Origin of the sequence: Nitratireductor thuwali, from assembly GCF_036621415.1 — a bacterium.
Taxonomy (GTDB): domain Bacteria; phylum Pseudomonadota; class Alphaproteobacteria; order Rhizobiales; family Rhizobiaceae; genus Chelativorans; species Chelativorans thuwali.
Genome location: NZ_CP030941.1, coordinates 2,543,052 through 2,568,357, shown reverse-complemented (window position 1 = coordinate 2,568,357; position 25,306 = coordinate 2,543,052). Strand labels below are relative to the sequence as shown.

At 63.8% G+C, this 25,306-nt stretch carries 20 protein-coding genes and 1 tRNA gene; 14 read left to right on the top strand and 7 right to left on the bottom strand.

What is annotated here, in order from left to right; all coding sequences use genetic code 11:
* Positions 1-160 precede the first annotated feature (160 nt).
* Both NTH_RS12500 and NTH_RS12495 read left to right on the top strand, forming a co-directional pair.
* On the top strand, positions 161-1,081 hold the full coding sequence (locus tag NTH_RS12500; RefSeq protein WP_338530319.1) for a sulfite exporter TauE/SafE family protein: 921 nt from the start codon (positions 161-163) through the stop codon (positions 1,079-1,081).
* The gene (locus NTH_RS12495) at positions 1,078-1,863 is read left to right on the top strand and encodes a TIGR02186 family protein (protein WP_338530318.1); all 786 of its coding nucleotides are present in this window, start codon (positions 1,078-1,080) and stop codon (positions 1,861-1,863) included. The genes NTH_RS12500 and NTH_RS12495 overlap by 4 nt, the downstream gene beginning before the upstream one ends.
* A gap of 37 nt (positions 1,864-1,900) precedes the next feature.
* On the opposite strand, the gene pdeM is transcribed toward NTH_RS12495, so the two are convergent.
* From pdeM to NTH_RS12480, 3 genes are all read right to left on the bottom strand, one after another.
* The gene (pdeM, locus tag NTH_RS12490) at positions 1,901-2,611 is read right to left on the bottom strand and encodes a ligase-associated DNA damage response endonuclease PdeM (RefSeq protein ID WP_422392392.1); all 711 of its coding nucleotides are present in this window, start codon (positions 2,609-2,611) and stop codon (positions 1,901-1,903) included.
* Complete coding sequence (locus tag NTH_RS12485; RefSeq protein WP_338530317.1) at positions 2,608-5,148, bottom strand: ligase-associated DNA damage response DEXH box helicase; 2,541 nt, start codon at positions 5,146-5,148, stop codon at positions 2,608-2,610. Before NTH_RS12485 ends, pdeM begins: the two co-directional genes overlap by 4 nt.
* A 79-nt stretch (positions 5,149-5,227) precedes the next feature.
* Entirely contained in the window at positions 5,228-6,262 is a 1,035-nt protein-coding gene (locus tag NTH_RS12480; protein WP_338530316.1) for a methyltransferase domain-containing protein, read from the bottom strand.
* Positions 6,263-6,311: 49 nt separating this feature from the next.
* Here NTH_RS12480 and NTH_RS12475 point away from each other — a divergent pair, with 49 nt between their 5' ends.
* Positions 6,312-7,322, top strand: a complete 1,011-nt coding sequence (locus NTH_RS12475; RefSeq protein ID WP_338530315.1) for a ligase-associated DNA damage response exonuclease — start codon at positions 6,312-6,314, stop codon at positions 7,320-7,322.
* Entirely contained in the window at positions 7,322-8,941 is a 1,620-nt protein-coding gene (locus NTH_RS12470) for a cisplatin damage response ATP-dependent DNA ligase (RefSeq protein WP_338530314.1), read from the top strand. The genes NTH_RS12475 and NTH_RS12470 overlap by 1 nt, the downstream gene beginning before the upstream one ends.
* Here NTH_RS12470 and NTH_RS12465 read toward each other — a convergent pair.
* Positions 8,919-9,956, bottom strand: coding sequence for a hypothetical protein (locus tag NTH_RS12465; RefSeq protein ID WP_338530313.1), 1,038 nt, complete (start codon positions 9,954-9,956; stop codon positions 8,919-8,921). The genes NTH_RS12470 and NTH_RS12465 overlap by 23 nt on opposite strands.
* Before the next feature lie 173 nt (positions 9,957-10,129).
* Between NTH_RS12465 and dgcN the strand changes: the two genes are divergently transcribed.
* Entirely contained in the window at positions 10,130-11,128 is a 999-nt protein-coding gene (gene dgcN, locus NTH_RS12460) for an N-acetyltransferase DgcN (protein WP_338530312.1), read from the top strand.
* A gap of 6 nt (positions 11,129-11,134) precedes the next feature.
* Here dgcN and NTH_RS12455 read toward each other — a convergent pair whose 3' ends face one another.
* The 3 genes from NTH_RS12455 to NTH_RS12445 form a co-directional block, all read right to left on the bottom strand.
* On the bottom strand, positions 11,135-11,935 hold the full coding sequence (locus tag NTH_RS12455) for an FAD binding domain-containing protein (RefSeq protein ID WP_338530311.1): 801 nt from the start codon (positions 11,933-11,935) through the stop codon (positions 11,135-11,137).
* Positions 11,936-11,947: 12 nt separating this feature from the next.
* Positions 11,948-14,287, bottom strand: coding sequence for a xanthine dehydrogenase family protein molybdopterin-binding subunit (locus tag NTH_RS12450; protein WP_338530310.1), 2,340 nt, complete (start codon positions 14,285-14,287; stop codon positions 11,948-11,950).
* A gap of 128 nt (positions 14,288-14,415) precedes the next feature.
* Entirely contained in the window at positions 14,416-14,901 is a 486-nt protein-coding gene (locus NTH_RS12445; protein WP_338530309.1) for a (2Fe-2S)-binding protein, read from the bottom strand.
* Positions 14,902-15,126: 225 nt separating this feature from the next.
* On the opposite strand from NTH_RS12445, the gene NTH_RS12440 reads away from it, so the two are divergent.
* From NTH_RS12440 to NTH_RS12400, 9 genes are all read left to right on the top strand, one after another.
* Positions 15,127-15,202 (top strand) — tRNA-Thr (locus tag NTH_RS12440).
* A gap of 554 nt (positions 15,203-15,756) precedes the next feature.
* Complete coding sequence (locus tag NTH_RS12435; protein WP_338531895.1) at positions 15,757-17,343, top strand: peptide ABC transporter substrate-binding protein; 1,587 nt, start codon at positions 15,757-15,759, stop codon at positions 17,341-17,343.
* A gap of 189 nt (positions 17,344-17,532) precedes the next feature.
* Positions 17,533-18,456: an oligopeptide ABC transporter permease OppB gene (gene oppB / locus NTH_RS12430; RefSeq protein WP_338530308.1), complete on the top strand. Its 924-nt coding sequence runs from the start codon at positions 17,533-17,535 to the stop codon at positions 18,454-18,456.
* Positions 18,449-19,588: an ABC transporter permease gene (locus NTH_RS12425; RefSeq protein WP_338530307.1), complete on the top strand. Its 1,140-nt coding sequence runs from the start codon at positions 18,449-18,451 to the stop codon at positions 19,586-19,588. The genes oppB and NTH_RS12425 overlap by 8 nt, the downstream gene beginning before the upstream one ends.
* A 1-nt stretch (position 19,589) precedes the next feature.
* Positions 19,590-21,227, top strand: a complete 1,638-nt coding sequence (locus NTH_RS12420; protein ID WP_338530306.1) for an ABC transporter ATP-binding protein — start codon at positions 19,590-19,592, stop codon at positions 21,225-21,227.
* Between the two features lie 546 nt (positions 21,228-21,773).
* Entirely contained in the window at positions 21,774-22,793 is a 1,020-nt protein-coding gene (gene dctP, locus NTH_RS12415) for a TRAP transporter substrate-binding protein DctP (RefSeq protein WP_338530305.1), read from the top strand.
* 62 nt (positions 22,794-22,855) lie between these two features.
* Entirely contained in the window at positions 22,856-23,485 is a 630-nt protein-coding gene (locus NTH_RS12410) for a TRAP transporter small permease (RefSeq protein ID WP_338530304.1), read from the top strand.
* Positions 23,486-23,494: 9 nt separating this feature from the next.
* Positions 23,495-24,778: a TRAP transporter large permease gene (locus NTH_RS12405; protein ID WP_338530303.1), complete on the top strand. Its 1,284-nt coding sequence runs from the start codon at positions 23,495-23,497 to the stop codon at positions 24,776-24,778.
* Positions 24,779-24,788: 10 nt separating this feature from the next.
* Positions 24,789-25,226 carry a universal stress protein gene (locus tag NTH_RS12400; RefSeq protein ID WP_338530302.1) on the top strand — a complete coding sequence of 146 codons (438 nt, stop codon included), beginning with the start codon at positions 24,789-24,791 and terminating at the stop codon, positions 25,224-25,226.
* The last annotated feature ends 80 nt before the right edge of the window (positions 25,227-25,306 follow it).

The following is a 25,306-nucleotide window of genomic DNA, read 5'->3' as shown; positions in this document are numbered from 1 at the left end:
AGGTCGCGGGCGAAGTGGCGTTTTTCCGCGACATTTCAAAGTTTTCCGCCCGGCGCGGTTTGACTTCGCCACATTGAGGGCGCAAGAACGATGAAATTCTAATCTGCATGCGGCACGTCGTGTTGCGTGCTCGGTTCGCAGCTATTCTCAGGTGTCGCGGGTGGGCATCTATCTCCCGATCGCGGAAATGTCCGTCAACATGGTGATTCTTCTCGCCATGGGAGGTGCGGTCGGTTTCTTGTCGGGCATGTTCGGCGTCGGCGGCGGCTTTCTCATCACACCCCTGCTCATATTCTACAATATTCCGCCGGCCATTGCGGTGGCCACCGGCGCGAACCAGGTGATCGCCTCATCCTTCTCGGGAGCGCTGGTCCACTTCAAGCGCGGCACACTGGATGTGAAGCTCGGATTCGTGCTGCTTGCCGGCGGCATCGTCGGTTCCTCCGTCGGCGTCACCGTCTTCGCCTATCTGCGCAGCCTCGGTCAGCTCGACCTCATCGTCTCGCTGCTCTACGTGGCTTTCCTGGGTTCGGTGGGCGGGCTGATGATGGTGGAAAGCCTACGCGCCATCCGCCGCGCGCGCGGCGGGAAAAGGGCCTCGCTCAGGAAGCCGGGGCAACACAACTGGATTCACCGCCTGCCGCTGAAAATGCGGTTCCGCACTTCGAAGCTGTTCGTCAGCGTGATCCCGGTGCTGGCGCTGGGCGCGATCATCGGCTTCCTGGCGTCCATCATGGGCGTGGGCGGCGGCTTCATCATGGTGCCGGCGCTCATCTACCTGCTCAAGGTGCCGACCAATATCGTCATCGGCACTTCGTTGTTCCAGATCATCTTCGTCGCCGCCTTCACCACAATCGTGCATTCGACCGCGAACCAGACCGTGGACGTGGTGCTGGCGTTCCTGCTGATGGTGGGCGGGGTCGCCGGCGCGCAGTATGGGGCCAGGGTCGGCCAGAAATTGCGCGGCGAGCAGTTGCGGGCGCTTTTGGCCGCTCTCGTCCTGGCGGTCGCGCTGCGTCTGGCCTTCGACCTCTTCGTGGAGCCGGCGAGCCTCTATTCCCTTGGGGGCATGCACACATGAGGGTGCAGCGCGCGGCGGCCGTCTTCATCGTCATGCTGTTGGCATCGTCCCCGTCGCTTGCCCAGACCGGGCAGGGCGAGAGCATCGAGATCGGCCTTTCGACCGACCGCGTTTCGATAACCTCCGATTTCGCCGGCGCGAACCTGACGATCTTCGGCGCGCTCGACAACACCGACCCGCTGATCAGCCGCCAGGGCCGCTATGACATCGTCGTCGTGCTGGAAGGCCCGCCGCAACCGATCGTGGTGCGCAAGAAAACACGTGTGCTGGGCATGTGGATCAACACCCAGTCCGTGGTCTTCACCGATGTGCCGGCTTCCTATTCCGTGGCCATGACGCGGGCGCCGCAGGACATAACGGATATGGAAAACTACAGACGCCTTGCGCTCAGACCGAGGAACCTCAACCTGCAGCCGCTGAACGCCGAGGGCGATCCAAGTACGATCCAGGAATTCACCGCCGCGCTGCGCCAGCGCAAGGAAGCTGCGGGCCTTTATGTGGAACTGGTAGGCGGCGTGCAGTTCCTTTCGCAGAACCTTTTCCGCGCGACCCTGAAGCTCGCGCCCAATGTGTCCGTCGGCACCCATAAGGCGCGCGCCTTCCTGTTCCGCAATGGCATGTTCGTCCAGGAAACCTCTGCGGCGCTGACCATCCGCAAGGCCGGCCTGGAACAGCGCATCTACGACTTCGCGCATCAGCAAAGCCTGCTCTATGGCATCTTCGCGGTGCTGATCGCCATCCTGACGGGCTGGCTGGGGCGCCTGATCTTCAGACGGGATTAGCACTGGTCTGAAGCCGTCCCCACTGTTTTGGAATGATCTAGGCCCGCAGCATCGGCCGACCGATGGGATAGACCCGGTTCTTGCCGAGCATATAGGCGGTCAGCCTTTCGGCCTGGAACAGGCCGGCGAAGGCGCGGTCGAGCACGTTCAGCGTGCCCGTCAGGCTGCCGAAAGCGGGCATCACGAGCCGGCTGCCGTCGCTGGCGAAGCAGGCGCGACGCACCGAACGGCCGCGGCGCACGATGCGGGCGCCCGGATGCAGGTGGCCGGCGATCTCTCCCAAGAACGCGTCCCTTTGGGGCTCATGGCGCAGGGTCAGCGGGCCGAAAGCCATCTCGTCGACGCAGTCGCCGGGCAGGTTTTCCGGCTTTTCGGGGTCGTGATTGCCGGACACCCAGTACCACTGACGTCCACTCATCATTTTCACCAGCACCGCGCGAAACGCTTCCGGCATCCGCGCCGAGCCGCCACTGTCGTGGAAACTGTCGCCCAGGCTGACGACGATGGCCGGCTCGTAGCGGCGGATGACGATGTCGAGGGCGGCAAGCGTGGCCACGGTATCGTAGGGCGGGAGGAAACTGCCGCGGCGCGCGTAGGAAGATCCTTTCTCCAGGTGGAGGTCGGAGACGATCAGCATGCGGTCGGCCGGCAGATACAATGCGCCCGAGGCATCGCAGACGATCCTCTCGCCGGCCAGGACAGTCTCCACCGCCAGCATGTCACGTGCCGTCACCTCCGGTGCATTCATCGGCGGCCCATCGCCTCCTCGATAAGATCGTCTCCGGTCAGGCTGCCCGCCGCCTCGCTCAGAAGTGCCTCATTGGCGTCGCCCGGCGTCGGCTCCTTGCCGATCTCCAGCATCACGGGCACGGCCAAGGGGGAGATTCGCTCAAGGTCCTTATGTACCAGTCGGCCACGGGTGCGCGACAGCATCTCGCCGAGGCGCGCTATGTCGAGCAGTCCCGTGGCCGCATCCCGCCATGTTGCCTGAAGCAGGATGTGGTCCGGCTCATGACTGCGCAAGACGTCATAAATAAGGTCGGCCGAGACGGTCACCTGCCTCCCGTTCTTTTCCTTGCCGGGATGGCGTTTTTCCACAAGGCCGGAGATCAGTGCGCAACTGCGGAAAGTGCGCTTCAGGAGCCAGCTGTCGGCCAGCCATGCTTCCAGGTCGTCCCCCAGCATGTCCTCGTCCAAGAGCGCATCAAGGCTCAGCCTGCCGGTCCGGATCATGTGACCCATATCGTTGAGGCTCCATACGGCCAGTGCGTAGTCGGTGGCGACGAAGCCGAGCGGGCGGGCGCCGGCCCGCTCCAGCCGGCGGGTCAGCAACATGCCCAGCGTCTGGTGCGCCAGCCTGCCCTCGAAAGGATAGGCGACCAGGTAGAAGCGGCTGGCGCGGGGGAAGGTCTCGATCAAGAGATCGCCCTTCATCGGCAGGACTGACTTCTCCTCCTGGATGCGCAGCCAGTCGGCCACCTGTTCGGGCAATGCGCGCCAGCGGTCGGGATCGGCCAGCATGGCGCGCACCTCCTGCGCCAGATAGGTGGACAGGGGGAATTTGCCGCCCGCATAGGACGGCACCATGGCGTCCTGTCCGGCTGCCGTCGTGACATAGCACTCGTTTTCGCGGATGCCTTCGAAACGCAGCACGCGGCCCGAGAACATGAAGGTGTCGCCGGGGCTCAGCGTTTCGAGGAAATACTCCTCCACCTTGCCAAGCACCATTCCGCCCCGCGCACCGCCGCCCTTGCCGCGCAGCCGGGTGAGTCGCACGTTGAGCATCGGGGATTCCACGATGGTGCCCACATTGAGCCGGTATTGCTGAGCGAAGCGGGGGTGGGAGATGCGCCAGCGCCCGTCCTTCATCCTGCGGATGCGGGCATAGCGCTCATAGGTCTTCAGCGCATAGCCGCCCGTCGCCACGAATTCGACGACGCGCGCGAATGTCTGCCGGTCGAGCCCGGCATAGGGCGCGGCGCTCCGCACCTCCTCGAAGAACTCGTCCTCGTCAAAGGGCCCGGCGGCCGCCCTGCCCCACACGTGCTGGGACAAGACGTCGAGCGCGCCTTCGGCCAGCGGGGGCGTGTCTTGCGCGCCGAGATAGTTCGCCTCAAGCGCGACCCGGCACTCCATCACCTCAAAGCGGTTGGCCGGCACCAGGATCGCCCGGCTCGGCTCGTCCATGCGGTGGTTGGAGCGGCCGATGCGCTGCGCAAGCCGGCTCGCACCCTTGGGCGCGCCGACATGCACGACGAGGTCGACATCGCCCCAGTCAATGCCCAGATCCAGCGTCGACGTGGCGACGATGGCGCGCAGGCTGTTTGTCTCCATCGCCTTTTCCACCTTGCGCCGCTGCCCGACATCGAGCGAACCGTGGTGAAGCGCGATGGGCAGATTGTCCTCGTTGATATGCCAGAGCTCGCGGAACAAAAGCTCGGCCTGGCTGCGGGTATTGACGAAGAGCAGCGTCGTACGGTGCCGCCTTATCGCGTCATAGATGGCGGGAATTGCATAGCGTGCGGAGTGGCCCGCCCACGGCACCCGCTCTTCGGTCTCAAGAATGGTGATCTGCGGCTTGGCGCCGCCGGTCACGCTGACGATTTCGGCCATGGCGCCGGCTGTCTTCTGGTCGACAAGCCAGCGCCTGAGCGCCTCCGGTTCGGCGACCGTGGCCGACAGACCGATATTGATCAGGCCGGGCCGGAACGCCCGCAACCGCGCCAGGCCCAGCGCCAGCAGATGGCCGCGCTTGGAGGTCACGAGCGAGTGCAGCTCGTCGAGCACGACGAAGCGGAGATCGGCAAAGAAGCGTTCGGCATCCGGCGAGGCGATCAGAAGCGCAAGCTGCTCGGGCGTGGTCAGCAGAATGTCGGGTGGGGCGAGCTTTTGCCGCTGCCGCTTATGCGCGGGCGTGTCTCCGGTGCGGGTTTCCATGGTTATATCAAGCGCCATCTCGCCGACAGGCTTCGCCAGGTTGCGCTCAATGTCGACGGCAAGCGCCTTGAGCGGCGAGATGTAGAGCGTGTGGACGCCGCGCCGCGCCATGCCCGGCTTTTGCCTTGGTCGCGCAGCCAAATCCGTCAGCGCCGGCAGGAATCCGGCCAGCGTCTTTCCCGCTCCCGTAGGCGCGATCAGGAGCGCCGAGTTCCCCGCTTGGGTTTTGGCGAGCAGCTCGATCTGGTGCGCGCGCGGCGTCCAGCCGCGCGTAGCGAACCATTCGCCGAACGGTGCTGGCAGTAATGGCGCGGCAGTGCCGCTCGAAATCGAAGACTGGCGGGTCAAGGTAAGATAGAACTAAAGCAGAACAGGCTCCGCGCCAAGGCGATTTCTGCCCGGTGCGCGAAAGATAGGCGGGCTCAGATCAGTGCGCGGGCGGCCTTTGATCCGCCGCCGTTCCGGGTGCCCTTTCGGCCACGCCGTCCGTCGCCACACCTTTGCGCGCAACGACAATCAGCCCCACGACGGGCTCCCCACGATCCATCCGGATAACGGCGTCTTCCTGCGACACGAGATCGAAGCCCGCAGCCGCGGCTACGCGGGCGATGTAAGCCGGTGCGTGCGCATAGCGGCGGGACGGGCGGAGCTGCAGATCGCCGGGACCATCGTGCTTTTCAACCGAAAAGGCAAACAACGCCCCTGGGGAAAGATGCGCGGCGACCATCGCGAATATGCGGTCGAGAGCGCCCAGATACATGAAGACGTCGGCTGCCGTCACCAGATCGGCTTGGCGCGGAAGCGACTGCAGGGTCTGCAGATCCGCCTGCCGGAGCCGGTCGTAGAGGCCCTTGCCCTCGGCCTTTCTGAGCATCTCAGCCGACAGGTCGAAGCCTTCGATGAAGCTTGCCATGCGCCGCAGGCGCTCGCCCATGAGCCCCGTGCCGCAGCCAAGATCGACGACGTGGGCAAACCCGGTCCGTCCTGCGGCCGCTGCCTGCACGGCCTTTTCCAGAAGTTCGGGCACGCGGTATTCAAGCTTCTCCACCAGTGCCTCATCGAAGGTCTCGGCGTACTGGTCGAACAAGGTTTCCACGAAAGCGCTCGGAGCGGTGTCCAGTCCGCTGACGGCTCCATGAAGCTCCAGCTTGAGGCTTGCGCCCAGCCGGTCTGCAGCGTCCAGCCGCAGACATTCGCGCCAGGCATCGTGGGCGCCGGCCACGTCGCCAGCCTCCGCGCGCATCTCGCCCAGCCGGTAGTGCCCTCCGACCCAATCCGGCACGAGCGCGACCGCATCGGCCATCAGATCGGCGGCGGCCCGGATGTCGCCCGCAGCCAGGAGCATTTCGGCATAGTCGGCGCGGCGGTCGGCAATCAGGCTGCCGGACGAAAATCGGAGCGGGTTCATGGAGGCGTGGCGGCAAATGTTGAAGGACGGCGGCTTATGCGCGGAAAGGGACATTTAGGCAAGCTGCTTTCTTCGCCCGGCAAAATGCCTATCTTTGCCCTGCATGAACCCGCGCGACCTGCTCCATTCCCGGCCAGAGGGCCTTTATTGCCCCAAGGGCGATTTCTTCATCGATCCGGTGCGGCCCGTGGCGCGTGCTCTCATCACCCACGGCCATGCCGATCACGCCCGCGCCGGCCATAGTGCGGTGATGGCGACGCGCGAGACGCTCGACATCATGGAGATCCGCTACGGCGCGGAATTTGCAGGCAGCCGGCAGGAAGCTCAGCTTGGCCAGACCGTCAGGCTCGACGGAGTCGAGGTGACCTTCCATCCGGCGGGCCATGTGCTGGGCTCAGCCCAGATATGCGTGGAGCACGGCGGCCTGAGGATCGTGGCTTCCGGCGACTACAAACGCAGCCGAGATCCCACGTGCCTGCCCTTCGAGCCGATCCGGTGCGATGTCTTCGTCACGGAGGCAACCTTCGCCCTGCCGGTTTTCGTCCACCCGCCGGCGGCAGACGAGATCGGGCGGCTTCTGAAATCGCGCGACCAGTTTCCCGAGCGCACGCACATCGTCGGCGCTTACGGGCTGGGCAAGGCGCAGCGGGTGATCGCGCATCTTCGGGAGAGCGGCTATTCCGCTCCCATCCCGATCCACGGGGCCGTGCAGAGGCTTTGCGAGTATTATCAAGCGCGTGGGCTCGACCTCGGACCTCTCGAGCCGGCAACCACCGACGATACCGCTGCCGCGCCACGGGCGGGCGCCATCGTGATCGCCCCGCCTTCGGCGATTTCCGACCGCTGGTCGCGCCGCTTCGCCGACCCGGTGGCCGCGTTCGCCTCGGGTTGGATGCGCATTCGCCAGCGCGCCAGGCAACGAGGCGTGGAACTGCCGCTGATCATTTCCGACCATGCCGACTGGACCGAACTGACGCGCACCATCATCGACACCGGCGCGGAGGAAGTCTGGGTGACGCACGGCCGGGAAGAGGCGCTGGTGCGCTGGTGCGAGCTCAACGGCATCGTCGCCCGGCCGCTGCACCTGACCGGCTACGAAGACGAGGCGGAGTGATGCAGGCATTCGCGGAATTGCTGGACCGCCTGGTGCTCACGCCATCGCGCAACGGAAAGCTGAAGCTTTTGACTGACTATTTTGCCGATACGCCGGATCCCGATCGCGGCTACGGGCTGGCGGGGATCACCGGCGGGCTGGACTTTCCTGCCGTCAAGCCAGCCATGCTTCGCGGGCTCGTGAGCGAGCGCGTCGACGAGCTCCTGTTCGCCTATTCCTACGATTATGTCGGAGACCTTGCCGAAACGATCTCGCTGATCTGGCCCGCCGAACCTTCCGGAAATGCTGCCCCGCCCCTGCGCGAGGTCGTGGAGCGGCTCAGGGCAGCCAGCCGCTCCGATGCGCCGACGCTGATGGCCGATCTCCTCGACCGGCTCGATCCCTCCGGCCGTTTCGCGGTGATCAAGCTGGCCACCGGCGGATTGCGCATCGGCGTATCGGCGCGGCTTGCCAAGCAGGCGCTGGCGCAGTTCGGCGGCGTCGACGTGGGCGAGATCGAGGAGTTGTGGCACGGGCTGAAGCCGCCCTACGAGGAACTGTTCGCCTGGCTGGAGGCGCGGGCGCCGAAGCCGGAGAGCGCAGCTAGGGCGCCGTTTCGCCCGGTCATGCTGGCGCACGCCTTTACAGAAGCCGACCGGGCCCTGGATCCGGCCGACTACGCGGCCGAATGGAAGTGGGATGGCATCCGCGTACAGGCAAGCGCGGAGGCAGGCGTTCGAAAACTCTACTCCCGCACAGGCGACGACGTTTCCTCCGCCTTTCCCGATCTGGCCGATGCCATGGAGTTCGATGCTGCCATCGACGGCGAGTTGCTGGTGGGCGATCCGCGCGAGCGCACTGGCACTTTTTCCGACCTGCAGCAGAGGCTCAACCGCAAGACCGTCTCGGCCAGAATGCTGTCGCAGTATCCGGTTTTCCTGCGCTGCTACGACCTCCTGGCACTGGGTACGCGGAACCTGCGCAGTCTCCCCTATCCCGAACGCCGGGCCGCTCTGGCCGCGCTCGTCGCCAGCCTGCCCTCCGACCGTTTCGACCTGTCGCCGGAAGTTCCATTCGATAGTTGGGACGAGTTGGACGAAAAGCGCCGCAATCCGCCTCATCCGGTGATCGAGGGGGTGATGCTGAAACGGAAGGACAGCGCCTATCTGCCGGGCCGGCCAAAGGGTCCTTGGTTCAAGTGGAAACGCGACCCGTTCACCGTCGATGCGGTGCTGATGTATGCGCAGCGCGGCCACGGAAAGCGCTCCAGCTTCTACTCCGACTATACGTTCGGCGTCTGGACCGGGCCCCTCGACGACCCATCCCTGGTGCCGGTCGGCAAGGCCTATTTCGGCTTCACGGACGAGGAGTTGAAGCAGATCGACAAATATGTGCGCGACAACACGATCGAACGCTTCGGGCCGGTCCGCTCGGTCCGTGCCGACCGCGACCACGGACTGGTCCTGGAAGTGGCCTTCGAGGGGCTGAACCGCTCGACGAGGCACAAATCCGGTGTCGCGATGCGCTTTCCCCGCATCTCCCGGCTGCGCTGGGACAAGCCCTCCCATGAAGCCGACCGGCTGGAAACGCTGGAGGACATGCTGGACGAGAAGCGGCTCAGCCAGCCGGCGAAACCCTGATCGAGTGGATGTAGAGGCGGCGTCCGAGGCCGTCGATGTCCGGCACCACGGCGATGGTTCCGCCGGTGCCCGGCGACCGATCGGGAAAGCGGGTTTCGAACAGATACTCGCCGGGCGCCGCGCCGACCACGTAGCGGATGCGGCCGCAATCGCCGAGATCGCCGAAACTGCAGGAGATGGAGATCTGCGTTTCCTCGCCTTCCTCCGCCGATGCAGTCAGGCTGAAGACGGCGCGGCGGCCGGCCAAGCGTTCCAGAATGCCTTGGCCCACGTCGAACTGGATGGCCGTGTCCGCTCCGGGCGAGCTCACCCGCAGCGCCGGCTCATCGCCCTCCACCACTTCGGCCTGCGCGCCGGCGGCAGCCGCCGCCGTGGTAGGGTCGCTCGGCGTGAAGACCGTGACCCAGTCGCCGGTGGGTTCGGCGGGACCAACGGCCGTCCGTGCCGGCGCAGAGGCTTCGGGATCAAAGGATTCCTCCTCCGTGCCGGCTGGCGGGTTGGGGACGGAAGTGTCCCGTTCGGCCTCGGTCATCAGGATGCCGCTGTCGATGGTCCACCATGCGCCGATGCCGATGGCGGCGGCCAGCGTCGAGATGAGAAACAGCATGGCAAAGGAACGGCGGCGCGGGACGGGCCCAGCCATGGGGATGCGCTCGTCATAGGCCGGTTCCGGCTCGGTTTCGCCGGCCTCCATGAACCGGTCATCGCGCTCGACGCGCGGAAATGCGTCCTGCGCCTCTTGGGGCGGCGGGAAGGCCGCTTCGGGAGCGTATGGCGGGGCGGCGGCGGGCGCCTGCGGCTCCCGGGCCGGCACGAATTCGCTCTCTACCTCGGTGATGACGGATTTCAGCCGGTCGCGGCGCAGCCGCATCTCCTCGGCGGAGAGGTCGCGATGCGCGGCCAGCGACCGCTCGAAAGCGGCGAAGACCTGCCGGTACACCTTCTCCCTGAAGGCGCGGTCGCCCGGATCGCCCTTTTCAAAGGCTCTTCTGATTGCCGTTCTGACCGCTTCCAAGCGCATTCCCCCGGTTTGCCGCTGCAATCGTTAACCCTATGCGCCCGCTCAATCAATCGCGCTGAATGAGTCCGCATGAAAAGCCGTGCCAATCGACTGGACCAATAGCCCCCTTCTTGACAGCGGCGCGTGCTGCCCGCAGCAATAAAACCCTCATTCCACGGAGCCTGATCATGCTGAAAACGCCCTACCTCCTGTTCCTCGGCGACGCCCCCGATCCGCTTGCGGCGAAGGTTGCGCAGGGCATCAAGGACTGGCGGCCCGAACATTGCCTTGGCCAGCTCCGGCTTGAAGGCTGCAAGGCTGACCTCGGCCTGCCCGATTTCAGCGTGGCCGAGGCACGCGCCAGGGGCGCGCAGACATTGGTGGTGGGCGCCGCCAACCGGGGCGGCGTCATTTCACAGAAGTGGCTGGCGACGCTGGTCGAAGCGGCCGAGGCAGGTATGGACATCGCCTCCGGCCTCCACAACAGGCTCACCTCCCTGCCCGATCTGGTGGCGGCGGCAAAGCGCAGCGGCACGGAGCTCTTCGACGTGCGCGTTCCCCAGCACGACTACCCGATCGGCGACGGGAAACGCCGTGCCGGCAAACGCTGCCTTGCCGTCGGCACCGACTGCTCGGTCGGCAAGATGTACACCGCCCTTGCCATGGAGAAGGCGATGCGCGAGGCCGGCATGAAAGCCACGTTCCGCGCCACCGGCCAGACCGGCATCCTGATCACCGGATCGGGCGTGCCGCTCGACGCGGTGGTGGCCGACTTCATGGCGGGCAGCATCGAATGGCTGTCGCCCGAAAACGAGCCCGACCACTGGGACCTGATCGAAGGCCAGGGCAGCCTGTTCCACCCCTCCTTCTCCGGCGTCACGCTGGCCCTTATCCACGGCGGGCAGCCCGACGCGCTGGTTCTATGCCACGAGCCGACCCGCACCCATATGCGCGGCCTGCCGCACTACGGCCTGCCCAGCCTTGAGGAATTGCGCGAGCTCACGCTTGCCACCGCGCGGATCGTCAATCCGGATGTCAAAGTGACCGGCATCTCCGTCAACACGGCGGCGCTCGGCGAGGACGAGGCGGTGCAATGCCTGCGGGAGGTCGAGGCGCGGATGAGACTCCCCGCTGTCGATCCCTTCCGCCAGGGCGCGGCACGATTGGTGGAAGCGCTGAACGTCTGAGCGCCGCTACGCAAGCGCTGCCTGGACCGCCCTTTTGGCCATGACGACCACCAGGTTGGCGCGATATTCGGCCGAGGCATGGATGTCCGACATCAGCCCGTCGGCCGAAACTTTCACGCCGTCCAGCGCGGCGGCATCGAAAGACGCTGCGAGCGCGGTTTCCAGTTCGCCGGCGCGGAACACGCCTTCCTCGCCCGCTCCGGTGACGGCGACACGGACGCCGTCGGGACGCTTTGCCACAAACACGCCGGTTAGCGCGTAGCGGGAGGCGGGGTTGGGAAATTTCGCATAGCCGGCCTTTTCCGGCAGAGCGAATGAAACCGCGGTGATGATCTCGTCTTCCTCCAGCGCCGTCTCAAACAGGCCGGTGAAGAAATCGTCGGCCGGAATCTCGCGCTTGCTGGTGTGGATGGTCGCCGACAGCGCCAGAAGCGCGGCCGGGTAATCCGCCGCGGGATCGTTGTTGGCTATGGAGCCGCCAAGCGTGCCCATGTGGCGGACATGCGGATCGCCGATATGGCCGGCCATATGGCACAATGCCGGGCAGGCCTTGGCGAGAGCAGCATTGGACGCAACCTCGGCATGGGTCGTGCCTGCGCCGATCTTCACGCTGTCGCCGGAGACGCTGATCCCCATCAGGTCGGGAATATGGCGCAGGTCGACAAGGTCGGTGGGCGCGGCCAGCCGTGCCTTCATGGTGGGGATGAGCGTCTGGCCGCCGGCGACGAATTTGCCATCCTCCGCATCGGACAAAAGCTTGACCGCCTCATCGACGGAGGAGGCACGGTGGTAGCTCGCGTTGTACATCTTATGGTCTCCTCACTGCATCGCCGCCCACACCTTCTGGGGCGTGGCGGGCATGGTCAGGTCATTGTTTCCAATAGCGTCGGTGATCGCGTTGATAAGCGCTGGCGGCGAACCGATCGCGCCGGCCTCGCCGCAACCCTTGATCCCGAGCGGATTGCCGGGGCACGGGGTGTTGGTTGTCGATACGCGGAAGGACGGCAGGTCGTCCGCGCGCGGCATGGTGTAATCCATATAGGACGCCGTGATGAGCTGGCCGGTGGCCGGGTCATAGTGGCAGCCCTCCAGCAGCGCCTGTCCGATGCCCTGCGCCAGCCCGCCATGCACCTGCCCCTCGACGATCATCGGATTGATGACGTTGCCGAAATCGTCCGCCGCCACGAATTGCACGATGTCGGTATGGCCGGTTTCCGGATCGACCTCGACCTCGCAGATATAGCAGCCCGCGGGGAAGGTGAAGTTGGTCGGGTCGTAGAACGCGCCTTCCTTCAGCCCCGGCTCCATGCCCTCCGGCAAATTGTGCGCGGTATAGGCAGCGAGCGCCACCTGGAACCAGGGCACCGTCCTGTCGGTGCCGGCCACCTTGGCCTCACCGTTTTCGATCACGATGTCGCTCTCGTCGGCTTCCAGCAGATGCGCGGCGATCTTCTTGGCCTTGGCCTCTACCTTGTCCAGCGCCTTGACTATGGCCGACATGCCGACCGCGCCCGAGCGCGAGCCATAGGTGCCCATGCCCATCTGCACCTTGTCGGTATCGCCATGGACGATGGAGACCTGCTCGATGGGAACGCCGAAACGTTCCGCCACGAGCTGCGAGAACGTCGTTTCGTGGCCCTGACCGTGGCTGTGCGACCCCGTAAGCACCTCGATGGTGCCGGCCGCATTCACCCGCACTTCGGCCGATTCCCAAAGGCCGACGCCCGCGCCCAGGGAACCGACGGCGGCGGACGGCGCGATGCCGCAGGCCTCGATATAGCAGCTCATGCCGATGCCGCGCTTCCTGCCCCGCTTCTCGGCCTCCGCCCGGCGGGCGGGGAAGCCGTCATAGTCGGCCTCGCGCATGGCCGCGTCGAGGGAAGCGTCGTAGTCGCCGGCGTCGTAGTTCATGATCACCGGCGTCTGATGGGGAAACTCCCGAATGAAATTCTTGCGGCGCAATTCGGCCGGCGAGACGCCAAGCTCCCGCGCCGCCGTTTCCACCACGCGCTCGACCACATAGGTGGCCTCGGGCCGTCCTGCGCCGCGATAGGCATCGACAGGCGCCGTGTTGGTGTAGACCGCGCGCACATTGGCGTGGATCGCCGGAATGTCGTACTGGCCCGACAGCAGCGTGGCATAGAGATAGGTCGGCACCGACGAGGAGAAGAGCGACATGTAGGCGCCAAAATTGGCGATCGTGTCGACCTTCAGGCCGGTGATCCTGTTGTCAGCGTCGAAAGCCATCTGGACTTCCGTCACATGGTCGCGGCCATGCGCATCGGTGAGGAAGCTCTCGGTGCGGTCGGCCACCCATTTGACCGGCACGCCGGTGCGTTTGGAAGCCCACAGGCAGACGATCTCCTCGGGGTAGATGAATATCTTTGAGCCGAAGCCGCCGCCGACATCCGGCGCAATCACCCGCAGCTTGTTCTCGGGCGCCACGTTGTAGAACGCGCTCATCACCAGTCGGGCGACATGCGGGTTTTGGCTGGTCGTCCAGCAGGTGTAGTGATCTTCCGCCTTGTCGTAATGGCCAAGGGCGGCGCGCGGCTCCATGGCGTTGGGCACGAGGCGGTTGTTGACGATCTTCATGCGGGTGACATGGGCGGCGCCGGCAAGCGCGCTGTCGGTCGCCGCGCCATCGCCGATTTCCCAGTCGTAGATCAGGTTGCCTTCGGCTTCCGGATGAAGTTGAGGGGCGCCCTTTTCCAATGCCTTCACGGCATCGGTAACGGCTGGAAGTTCCTCGTAGTCTATCTCGACCGCCTCGGCCGCGTCGCGCGCCTGGCCCCTGGTGTCGGCCACGACGATTGCGACGGCATCGCCGACATAGCGCACCTTCTCGGTGGCCAGCGCCGACCAGGCGCCCATCTTCATGGGGCTGCCGTCCTTGGAATGGACCATCCAGCCGCAGATGAGGTTGCCGATGCCGTCGCCCTGCAGCTCTTTACCGGTCAACACCCCGATCACGCCCGGCATGCCGCCCGCCGCATCGACATTGATGGACCTGATCCTTGCGTGGGCGTGGGGACTGCGGACGAATGCGGCATGTTTCATGCCCGGCACGACCATGTCGTCCACATATCGGCCGAGACCCGTGATGAAACGCTTGTCTTCCTTGCGCGCCACCCGCGCGCCGATGCCTTCGATACCCATGATGAAATTCCTCCCGAATTTCAGGGCAATAGGGCAGTGGGGCAACAGGGGGGAATGAAAAAGCAGTTCCTTTTCCTTCGCCCGATGTCTTCCTTCCCAACGCCTTATTGCCCTGTTGCCTCACTCCCCTAAGCAGCCTTCGCCCTGCCCGCCATCGCTTCCGATGCGGCAAGAATGGCTTTGACGATGTTGTGGTAGCCCGTGCAGCGGCAGATGTTGCCTTCGAGCTCCGCTCGCACCGTCTTCTCGTCGAGGCCTTCGGGATGGCGCCGGATCATATCGGTGGCGGCCATGATCATGCCTGGCGTGCAGAAGCCGCATTGGAGGCCGTGGTGCTCCTTGAACGCCGCCTGGACCGGATGCAGCTCCGCACCGTCGGAAAGCCCCTCGATCGTAAGGACTTCCGAACCGGATGCCTGCGCGGCAAGCATGGTGCAGGATTTCACCGCCTTGCCGTCGACGTGCACGACGCAGGCGCCGCATTGGGAAGTATCGCACCCCACATGGGTGCCGGTCAGGCCCTGGTTCTCGCGCAGGAAGTGAACCAGCAGGGTCCTGTCTTCCACCGTGCCGGATATCCTGCGGCCGTTCACCGTCATCGTTAAATCTGCCATGGGTCCTCCTCCAAAGGGTGTGCCTAGACAAAGATGCGCCCCGCCCGGCGAGACGGCTTGCCGACAGATTAACGCAGGAAGACATAGAGTCCATTGTCATTTCGCCGAACTTTGCTGCGGCGCAGGATTTGGATGGAGCGCGGGATGTTCGGCCTTGATCTTGCGGCGCGATGCCTGTATCAGGCGCGCACGCAATCGATGCCGGTCCGCCGGCTCCCCGCGCACGCCGCTTTAGCTCAGTTGGTAGAGCACATCATTCGTAATGATGGGGTCGTCAGTTCGAGTCTGACAAGCGGCACCATTTTCTCACACAGGTTCGCACGAGCATGCAGATGCCGGCCCGGGCGCCCGTCCGAGGGACCGGGACATGCTGGATGCACTTCATGCTTGTGCACAGGCCGCGGAAGGTTTTGCGCCTGATCGAGGGGTGCGGCTGCAACAATATTGCATTCCAAGGGCGCCGGATGACCTCTTCTTGCTGTTTTAGAGAGCCTGCTGAATCCGTTTGACGCTTACGTCATTTCCATGCCTAATCAGGCCTCGACCCGGCTCGGGTACGCGTTTGTTCACGGTGGCCAGCCGGTCGCCGTGCTGGAAGTCTGACCGGTTCCACACCGGCTGGGAGGCAAGGAAGTGCTGTTTGCATCTCGTTCGTCCTTCGGCTCAATGGCCGGCCTCACCGGCACCGAACAGCGCAAGATCTGGCCCCTCCCCCGCAAAGCTCATACAGGCCGCTGCACGCCATGCGCGCATGGCGGGCGTTTGCGTTGCTTGACATAAGCGCAGCAGGGAAGGCGCCTTTCCGGGCCAATCAACGACAAGCCGCAAAAGCGGATGATGGGAGTGACGAGCATGATGAACAAGACGATGATGCGAGGGTTGCTTGCAGGCGCAGCCTTTATAGCCAGCGTGAGCGCGGCGTCGGCCGTGACCTATGTGCGCGGCAATGACAGCGATCCCGAGACGCTGGACCAACACAAGACGTCGACGGTCTCGGAAGCGAACCTCCTGCGCGACCTTTATGAGGGACTGGTGATCTACGATCCCGAGGCCAATGTCATTCCAGGTGTTGCGGAAAGCTGGGAGGTCTCCGACGACGGCACCGTCTACACCTTCAAGCTGCGCGCCGATGCGACCTGGTCGAATGGCGATCCGGTGACGGCGGAAGATTTCGTCTTCTCTTTCCAGCGCATACAGAAACCGGAGACCGGTGCGAAATACGCGACCATTCTTTATCCCATCAAGAATGCAGAGAAGATCAACAAGGGTGAGCTCGAGCCCGGCGAACTCGGCGTCAAGGCCATCGACGACAGGACGCTGGAGATTACGCTCGAACAGCCCACGCCCTATTTCCTGGAGCTTCTCACCCACCAGACCGGGCTGCCGCTCAACAAGGCGGCCGTCGAGGAGCATGGCTCCGACTTCGTGAAGCCGGAAAACATCGTCACCAACGGCGCCTATACGCTCGTATCCATCACCCCCAACGATAAGATCGTGATGGAGAAGAACGAGAATTTCCGCGAGGCCGACACGGTCAGCATCGATCGCATCGAATGGATCCCCTTCGAGGACCGCGCCTCCTGCGTGCGCCGGTTCGAAGCGGGTGAAGTGCACAGCTGCTCCGATCTGCCGGCCGAGCAGCTCAAATCCATCAGGGACCGTCTCGGCGACCAGGTGCGCACGCCGCCTTATCTCGGCACCTACTACTATGCCCTCAACACGCAGAACGAAGCGTTGAGCGATGCGCGCGTGCGTCAGGCTCTGTCCATGGTCATCGACCGCGAGTTCATCGGCGAGGAGATCTGGTCGGGAGCCATGCTGCCCGCCTATTCGCAGGTGCCGCCCGGCATCGGCAACTATATCGACAATCCGCCGCAATATGAGTGGGCGGAGGAATCGCTGATCGACCGCGAGGACAAGGCGATCGAGCTGATGACGGAGGCCGGCTACGGCCCCGATAAGCCGCTCGAGCTGGAGCTTTCCTACAACTCGTCGGAAAACCACAAGAATACGGCAACGGCGATCGCCGACATGTGGAGTCCGCTCGGCGTCAACGTCACCTTCAACGTGCGCGACGGCTCCGCCCACTATGCCCATCTGCGCGACAGCGACGACTATCAGGTCGCCCGCGCCGGCTGGATCGGGGACTATTCCGACCCGCAGAACTTCCTCTTCCTCGTCGAAAGCGACAACACGGGCTTCAACTACGCCAAGTACAAGAATCCCGAATATGATGCGCTGATGGACAAGGCCGCGGCCGAAACCGATCTCGAGAAGCGGGCTGAAATTCTGGCCGAGGCGGAGAGGATGTTCCTACGGGATACGCCGTTCATTCCGCTGCTCTTCTACTCGTCGCTCTCGCTCGTGTCCGACAAACTGCAGGGCTGGAAAGACAATATCCAGAACGTGCACCCCACCCGCTTCATGAGCATATCCGAGTAGGCAGGCGATTGCCCGGAGTGCCGCTTCCCGCCTTGCAAGGCGGGAAGCGGTGCCTGTGCCAGTAGGCCGCCCCTTGGCAGGCTAGCCGTCTTCTGGGTACAGCGCGATCACGGACGAAGCCCGATCCGCGCTTTCCCCGAGTTGCTCCAGGCCAGGCTCCGGGCCCCTTGCGAATATGAGAGCATGCCAATGTTCGGCTATGTGTTGCGTCGCCTCCTGGGCGCGATTCCCACCTTGTTTTTCGTCGTCACCGCATCGTTCTTCCTGATGCGCGTCGCGCCGGGCGGCCCCTTCGACCGCGAGCGGGCGCTGGAAGCCAAGGTCCTGGAGAACATCAACAAGGTGTTCCACCTCGACAAGCCTCTCTGGGAGCAATATCTGCGCTATCTCGGCAATCTCCTGCGCGGGGATCTCGGCCCGAGCTTCATCTACCGCGATTTTTCGGTCCAGGAGCTTCTGGGCAGCGGTTTGCCCATTTCGATACAGCTTGGCGGAACGGCGCTGCTGGTCGCGCTCTTGTTCGGCTCGCTGCTGGGCTGCATCGCCGCGCTGCGGCAAAACTCGTGGATCGACTACGGCGTCATCGCGGTGGCCACCTTCGGCATCACCGTTCCCAATTTCGTGGTCGCGCCGCTTCTGTCGCTGATCTTCGGCGTGTGGCTTTCCATGCTGCCCGCCGGCGGCTGGGACAATGGCAGCCCTGCCAACATGGTCCTGCCGGTGCTCACTCTGGCGCTGCCGCAGATCGCGATCGTCGCCCGCCTCATACGCGGCTCGATGATCGAGGCGCTGCGCTCCGACCATGTGCGCACGGCACGGGCCTATGGCCTGCCTTCGCGCATGATCGTCGTCGTTCACGCGCTGCGCGCTGCCTGCCTTCCCGTCGTCTCCTATCTCGGACCGGCAGCGGCGGCGCTGCTGACAGGCTCGGTCGTGGTGGAGACGATCTTCGGCCTGCCCGGCATCGGCCGCTACTTCGTGCAGGGTGCGCTCAACCGCGACTACACCTTGGTCATGGGCACGGTCATCATCATCGCGGTGTTCGTGGTGGTCTTCAATCTGATCGTTGATCTTCTCTATGCGGTGCTGGACCCGAGAGTGCGCTATGACTGATATTGCGACCAATACACCCGAAGCCGCCGCCGACACGGCATCGGCAGGCCGCTCGCTCTGGGCCACCGCGCTCATCAGGCTGCGCCGGAACAAGGCGGCCATGGCCAGCCTCGTCCTTTTGATCGTCTTTGCCTTCGCAGGCATTTTCGGTCCCGCACTCTCGCCGCACGACTATTCCAAGGTCTATCCCAATTTCGTGAAGGTGCCGGCGAGCCTGGAGGCTTATCCACGCGTCGATGAAATCGTGCCCGCGGCCGAAGCGCTGATGAAGCGGGCTCGGCTGGATGTCGACGCCATCGAGCTTGACGGTGCCACGCTGCGCGTCGAGGCATCGTCCGACAGAGAAATCGATCCGCGCGTCACGCGCTATCTCGACCGCTCCGATCTGTTCTCGAATGCGCGCATCGTCGGCGAGAGCGCCGACGGCAGGGCAGTCTCGATCGAAGCCCATGTGGAGCGCCACCGCTTCATCTTCGGCACCGACGCCAATGGGCGGGACCTTTTCTCGCGCATCCTGATCTCGATCCGCATATCGCTGATGATCGGGACGCTCGCCACCGGGGTCGCCCTCCTCATCGGCGTCCTCTACGGCGCGACCGCCGGCTTCCTGGGCGGGCGCGTCGACAGCCTCATGATGCGGGTGGTCGACATCCTCTACTCGCTGCCCTTCACATTCTTCGCGATCCTTCTGGTGGTGTTCTTCGGCCGCAACGTCGTCCTCATGTTCATCGCCGTGGGCGCGGTGGAGTGGCTGGACATGGCGCGCATCGTGCGGGGGCAGACGATCTCGCTGCGCCGGCGCGAATTCGTGCAGGCGGCCGAGGCGCTGGGCGTCAGTTCGGCAGGCATCCTGCGCCGCCACATCATCCCCAACACGCTGGGGCCCGTCATAGTCTACATGACGCTGCTCATCCCCAAGGTAATCCTGCTGGAGAGCTTCCTGTCCTTCCTGGGGCTGGGCGTTCAGGAACCCTTGACCAGTCTTGGCGTGCTGATCTCGGAAGGCGCCAAGAACATGCGCGGCGCCCCCTACATGCTGCTCTACCCGTCACTGGCCCTGACGGCCCTCCTGTTCGCGCTCAATTTCCTGGGGGATGGACTGCGCGACGCTCTCGACCCGAAGGACCGCTGAGATGAAGAACGACAAAGCCGAGACGATCTTCGACATCCGCGGCATCCGCGTCTCCTTCGACACGCCCGACGGCGTGGTTGAAGCGGTCCGCGGGATCGACATGCAGGTCAGCGCTGGCGAGACCGTGGCCGTGGTGGGCGAATCCGGCTCGGGCAAGAGCCAGGTCATGATGGCCGCCATGGGCCTCCTCGCCTCCAACGGCCGTGCGACCGGCTCCGTCACCTATCGCGGACAGGAACTGATCGGACTGCCGCGGCGGAAGCTGAACCGCATTCGCGGCGCGAAGATCACCATGATCTTTCAGGAGCCGATGACCTCGCTCGACCCGCTCTACACGATCGAGCGGCAGATCTCCGAGCCGCTGCGCGTCCATGGCGGCATGTCGGCCGGCGAGGCGCGCAAGCGGGCGCTGGAACTTTTGAAGCTGGTGCATATACCCGACCCCGAACGGCGCCTGAAATCCTATCCGCATGAGCTTTCGGGCGGACAGAGGCAGCGCGTGATGATCGCCATGGCGCTCGCCAACGATCCCGATCTCCTGATCGCCGACGAGCCGACAACGGCGCTCGACGTCACGATCCAGGCCGAGATTCTCGGGCTTTTGGCCGAACTCCAGCAGAAGCTGGGCATGGCCATCCTGTTCATCACCCACGATCTGACCATCGTCGAGGCATTCGCGGACCGTGTCTATGTCATGCGGCAGGGCCTGGTGGTCGAGGAGGGCGCCACCGAGGACATTTTCCAGCGGCCGGCAGAGGACTACACGAAGATGCTGCTGGCGGCCGAGCCGGAGGGGCACAAGCCGCCGGTGCCGGACGGCGCGCCCATCCTGCTCGACGCCATGAAGCTTTCCGTCACCTTCGGGCAAAAAGGCGGGTTCTTCTCGAGCGGCTTTGAGCTGAAGGCCGTGCAGGAAGTCAGCCTGACGCTGCGCAAGGGCCAGACGATAGGCATCGTGGGCGAATCGGGCTCAGGCAAGTCGACGCTGGGGCGGGCCATACTGCAATTGCTGCCTTCGGAAGGCCGCGTCGTCTATCAGGGAACGCCGATCCACGGCTTCGACCGGGCGGCAATGCGCCCTTATCGCCGCAATCTACAGATGGTGTTCCAGGACCCCTATGGCAGCTTGAGCCCGCGTATGACGGTGGGCGAGATCATCACCGAGGGACTGCTCGTCCACGAGCCCTGGATGAGCCAGAAGGAGCGCGAGAAGGCGGCGGTCAGATCGCTGGAGGAAGTGGGCCTCGATCCGGCGACGCGCAACCGCTTTCCGCACGAGTTTTCCGGCGGGCAGCGCCAGCGCATAGCCATTGCCCGCGCCGTCATCCTCAAGCCGACGGTCATCGTCCTCGACGAACCGACCTCGGCGCTCGACAGATCGGTCCAGAAGCAGATCATCACGCTGTTGCGCGACATCCAGGAGCGTCACGGCCTTTCCTTCATCTTCATCAGTCACGACCTGGCGGTGGTGAAGGCGCTGGCCGACTATACCATCGTGATGAAGACCGGTCAGGTGGTGGAGGAGGGCCCCACCGATGCGGTGTTCGACAGTCCCGGCAGCGCCTACACCCGGGAACTGATGGAAGCGGCGTTCAACCTCAAGACGGTTCTGGAGCGCCAGGCGACGGCGCGCGCCTGATATTCTGCCGCATTTTCAAAGGCCGGGAAAAGGCGCCGGGAGGTGCGATTCTCCCGGCTTTTGCGCGTATTCGTTCATCGTTTGACGCGATGGCGGCGCCTGAAGTCGCGCCTACCTGTACATAATCGATTTGACACAAGGGAAGCAGTGTTTCACGTTTAGCGGGGAAATTTGGACGGCAGGGACCAGGAGGGGCGCTTGGCCGCACCGGGAATTCGTATCAGGAAAGCGATTGCGCGGGCGCCGCGCAAGATGGCTTCCGCACCCGTATGGCGGGTGGTGGCGAATCCCGTTCCTGTCGATGAGACACGCACTGCCTATGGTCCGCGCCGCCGCAATTCTGGACGGGAGCGCAGCCGTATGTCGGTGCGAACACCGGGCTATGCGACAGTCCCGGGCTGGCTCCCCGCCAGTTAGCCGGTGCAGCGGACGGCGCTTTCCGTCCGCATTTGCGAATGCGCTTGCCCTGGCTGGTGCCGGGGCCGTTTCGCCCTATGTCATCGGATAAAGCAACAACGCGACGTACAACCAACAGAGGAGAGCAGAATGACTTCACTCAAATCCTATTTGCTGACAGGCATCGCCGGTGCTGCGGTTTTGGCCGCGAGCATGACGAGTGCTTCCGCGGAAACCTGGCGCTATGCCTTCGAAGAAGCGCTCGACGAAGTGCAGGGCGTGTTCGCCCAGAAGTTCAAGGAGGAAGTCGAGGCGAACTCGGATCACACGGTCCAGCTTTTCCCTTACGGCACGCTCGGCGAATCCGCCGACATCATGGAGCAGGCACAATCGGGAATCCTGCAGTTCGTGGACCAATCCCCCGGCTTCACCGGCTCGCTGATCCCCGAAGCTCAGGTTTTCTTCGTGCCCTATCTGCTGCCACAGGACGAAGAGGATCTGTTTGAATTCTTCCGCACTTCGGTTGCCGTCAACGAGATGTTTCCGGAACTCTACGCCGATCAGGGGCTCGAGCTTCTGACGATGTTCCCGGAAGGCGAAGTCTGCATGACGACGAAGGAGCCGGTGACGTCTCCGGAAGACCTCAACGAGGTGAAGTTCCGCGTGATGACCAATCCGCTGCTGGTGGAAAGCTACCAGGCATTCGGCGCGACACCGACCCCGCTTCCGTGGGGTGAGGTCTATGGCGGCCTGCAGACGAACATCATCCAGGGGCAGGAAAACCCGATGTTCTTCATCGAGTCGACCAAGATGTACGAGGTGACGGATTACATCACCTGTGCCGGCCACAACAACTTCACCACGGCGGTAATGGCCAACAAGGACTTCTTCGACGGTCTGCCGGACGAGGACCAGTTGATGATCGAGAGCGCCATCGACGTCGCTTTCGAACATATTCTCGAGTACCAGCAGGGTCTTCACGAGGAGTCGATCGAGAAGATCAAGGAAGCCAAGCCGGAGATGACCATCAACATCCTCTCCGAGGAGGAGCGCCAGCCGTTCAAGGATGCTGCAGCTACCGTTGAGGAAGCCTTTATCGAGATGACCGGCGAGAGCGGCAAGGAGATTCTCGACCAGATGAAGGAAGACCTGAACCAGGTCACCAACTAAGACCATGAGGCGGGCGCATTGCGCCCGCCTCATTCACTTCAATCATTTGCGGGATAACGCCGTTGCCGAAACAGCATCACGAGTCTCAACCGCAGTCACAGACCGATACGACCTCCGTCGACGACATCCAGACCGATGATTACCGGTCGGAACTGCCCGGGATCCTTGGCTCCATCGATATGGGCATCAGCAGGCTCGAATCCATTCTTTTGGCGACCGGCGTGCTTCTCATGGCTATCAACACGATTTCCAACGTCATCGGTCGTTTCGTGTTCCAGAGTAGCATATTCTTCTCCGAAGAGCTCAACCGCGTTCTCGTCATTCTGATAACCTTCGCCGGCATCAGCTATGCGGCGCGCCACGGGCGCCATATCCGCATGTCGGCCATCTATGATGCCATGCCAAGCAGCGCCCGTAAGCCGCTGATGATCGGGATTACGCTCGTTACCGCGGTCTTCATGCTGGGCCTCGCCTGGTATTCGACGCAGTATATCATGACGCTCTACGGTCGCGGGCGCGTTCTGCCCTCCCTGCAGATCCCGGTCTGGCTGATCTATGTGTGGGCTCCAGTCGGCTTCTTCATGACCGGCCTCCAATACATCCTGACCGCCATCAAGAACATGCTGGAAAAGGACATCTATCTCTCGACCAACGTGCTCGAGGGGTATGACGACGACGAGATCGAGGTCTGAGGGCGCACCATGGCCGTTGCAATTTTCTCCACGATGATCGTGCTGCTGCTGTTCGGGTTCCCGATGATGATCCCGCTCATCATCGGCGCCTTCATCGGCTTCTACACCCTCTTCGGCGGTCTCGGCCAACTTGAGACCATGGTGCAGCAAATGATGGCCGGCATACGCCCCGCCTCGCTGATCGCCGTGCCCATGTTCATATTCGCCGCCGACATCATGACACGCGGCCAGTCGGCCGGCCGCCTCATCGACATGGTCATGTCCTTTGTCGGGCATTTGCGGGGCGGCCTGGCCATCTCCACCGCCGCCGCCTGCACGATGTTCGGCGCGGTATCCGGGTCGACCCAGGCAACGGTCGTGGCCGTCGGCTCGCCTTTGCGCCCGCGCATGCTCAAGGCCGGCTACAATGACAGCTTCGTTCTCGCGCTGATCGTCAACTCTTCCGACATCGCCTTCCTGATCCCGCCGTCCATCGGCATGATCATCTATGGTGTGGTGTCCAATACCTCGATCTCGGAACTCTTCATCGCCGGCGTTGGCCCAGGCCTTCTGATCCTGCTGCTCTTCTCGATCTATTCCTGGATCTATGCCGTGCGCAACAAGGTGCCGACCGAAGAGAAGGTCCCGTGGGGCCAGAGGCTGACGGCAATGCGCAAGGCGCTCTGGCCGCTCGGCTTTCCCGTCATTATCATCGGCGGCATCTATGGCGGCATTTTCAGCCCCACGGAAGCGGCAGCGGCGTGCGTGCTCTATGCCGTCTTCCTCGAGATGGTGGTCTTCCGCGAGCTCGACCTGCGCGGCCTTTACAACACCGCCAAATCCACCGGACTGATCACCGCCGTCGTATTCATCCTGATCGCCGCTGGCGCGGCGTTCTCGTGGGTTATTTCCTTCGCCCAGATTCCGCACCAGATTCTCTCCGGCATCGGCATCGACCAGATGGGCCAGATCGGAGTCCTGGTGGTGATCTCGATTGCCTTCTTCATCGGCTGCATGTTCGTAGATCCGATCGTGGTGATCCTCATACTCGTGCCGATATTCGCACCGGTGGTCGAAAATGTCGGGCTCGATCCAGTGCTTGTGGGCACCATCATCACCCTGCAGGTCGCGATCGGCTCGGCCACGCCGCCCTTTGGCTGCGACATATTCACGGCCATTGCCGTGTTCAAGCGGCCGTACATTGAGGTGGTGCGCGGCACGCCGCCTTTCATCGTCATCCTGCTGGGCGTTTCGGCCGCGCTCATCTTCTTCCCGCAGATCGCCCTGTTCCTGCGAGATCTGGCGTTTAGATAGAGGCGCATTCATGTTCAAACGCATACTCGTACCTGTCGATGGCTCCGAGGGCGCGCTGAAGGCGCTCAAGATGGCCATCGACCTGCACAAGATGACGAAGGCGGAGCTGATGCTGCTCACCGTCTTCCGGCATCACAGCCTGCTTGAAGCCTCTATGTCGATGGTGCGGCCCACTGAGCCGGAGAACCTCGACAATGTGTTGCGGGGTCATGCCAAGGAGGTCGCGGACGAGGCCAAGAAGTTCGCGCTGGAACATGGCGCGGAGGCTCCCCGCGCCTTCGTCAAGTCCGGGCAACCGGCGCGCACGATCGTCAAGTTCTCAAAGGAACGGGAGATCGACCTGATCGTGCTGGGCAGCCGCGGTCTTGGCGACCTGGAAGGATACCTGCTCGGCAGCGTCTCCCACAAGGTGACGAGCCTCGCTGAGTGTCCGGTGATGGTCGTCTAGATCGAAGTGAGTCCAAGTCGGGGCCAGAGCGGCCACCGAACGCAAATAGAACGAGAGGCGGCGGCGGAACCGCCCCTCTC

Bases quoted from the DNA above. Each gene is read 5' to 3' on its own strand.
- oppB (WP_338530308.1), top strand. From the start codon at position 17,533: ATGTTCGGCTATGTGTTGCGTCGCCTCCTGGGCGCGATTCCCACCTTG.
- NTH_RS12450 (WP_338530310.1), bottom strand. From the start codon at position 14,287: ATGGGTATCGAAGGCATCGGCGCGCGGGTGGCGCGCAAGGAAGACAAG.
- NTH_RS12470 (WP_338530314.1), top strand. From the start codon at position 7,322: ATGCAGGCATTCGCGGAATTGCTGGACCGCCTGGTGCTCACGCCATCG.
- NTH_RS12455 (WP_338530311.1), bottom strand. From the start codon at position 11,935: ATGTACAACGCGAGCTACCACCGTGCCTCCTCCGTCGATGAGGCGGTC.
- NTH_RS12400 (WP_338530302.1), top strand. From the start codon at position 24,789: ATGTTCAAACGCATACTCGTACCTGTCGATGGCTCCGAGGGCGCGCTG.
- pdeM (WP_422392392.1), bottom strand. From the start codon at position 2,611: ATGAATGCACCGGAGGTGACGGCACGTGACATGCTGGCGGTGGAGACT.
- NTH_RS12405 (WP_338530303.1), top strand. From the start codon at position 23,495: ATGGCCGTTGCAATTTTCTCCACGATGATCGTGCTGCTGCTGTTCGGG.
- NTH_RS12495 (WP_338530318.1), top strand. From the start codon at position 1,078: ATGAGGGTGCAGCGCGCGGCGGCCGTCTTCATCGTCATGCTGTTGGCA.
- NTH_RS12435 (WP_338531895.1), top strand. From the start codon at position 15,757: ATGAACAAGACGATGATGCGAGGGTTGCTTGCAGGCGCAGCCTTTATA.
- NTH_RS12480 (WP_338530316.1), bottom strand. From the start codon at position 6,262: ATGTCCCTTTCCGCGCATAAGCCGCCGTCCTTCAACATTTGCCGCCAC.
- NTH_RS12420 (WP_338530306.1), top strand. From the start codon at position 19,590: ATGAAGAACGACAAAGCCGAGACGATCTTCGACATCCGCGGCATCCGC.
- NTH_RS12425 (WP_338530307.1), top strand. From the start codon at position 18,449: ATGACTGATATTGCGACCAATACACCCGAAGCCGCCGCCGACACGGCA.
- NTH_RS12475 (WP_338530315.1), top strand. From the start codon at position 6,312: ATGAACCCGCGCGACCTGCTCCATTCCCGGCCAGAGGGCCTTTATTGC.
- dgcN (WP_338530312.1), top strand. From the start codon at position 10,130: ATGCTGAAAACGCCCTACCTCCTGTTCCTCGGCGACGCCCCCGATCCG.
- NTH_RS12445 (WP_338530309.1), bottom strand. From the start codon at position 14,901: ATGGCAGATTTAACGATGACGGTGAACGGCCGCAGGATATCCGGCACG.
- dctP (WP_338530305.1), top strand. From the start codon at position 21,774: ATGACTTCACTCAAATCCTATTTGCTGACAGGCATCGCCGGTGCTGCG.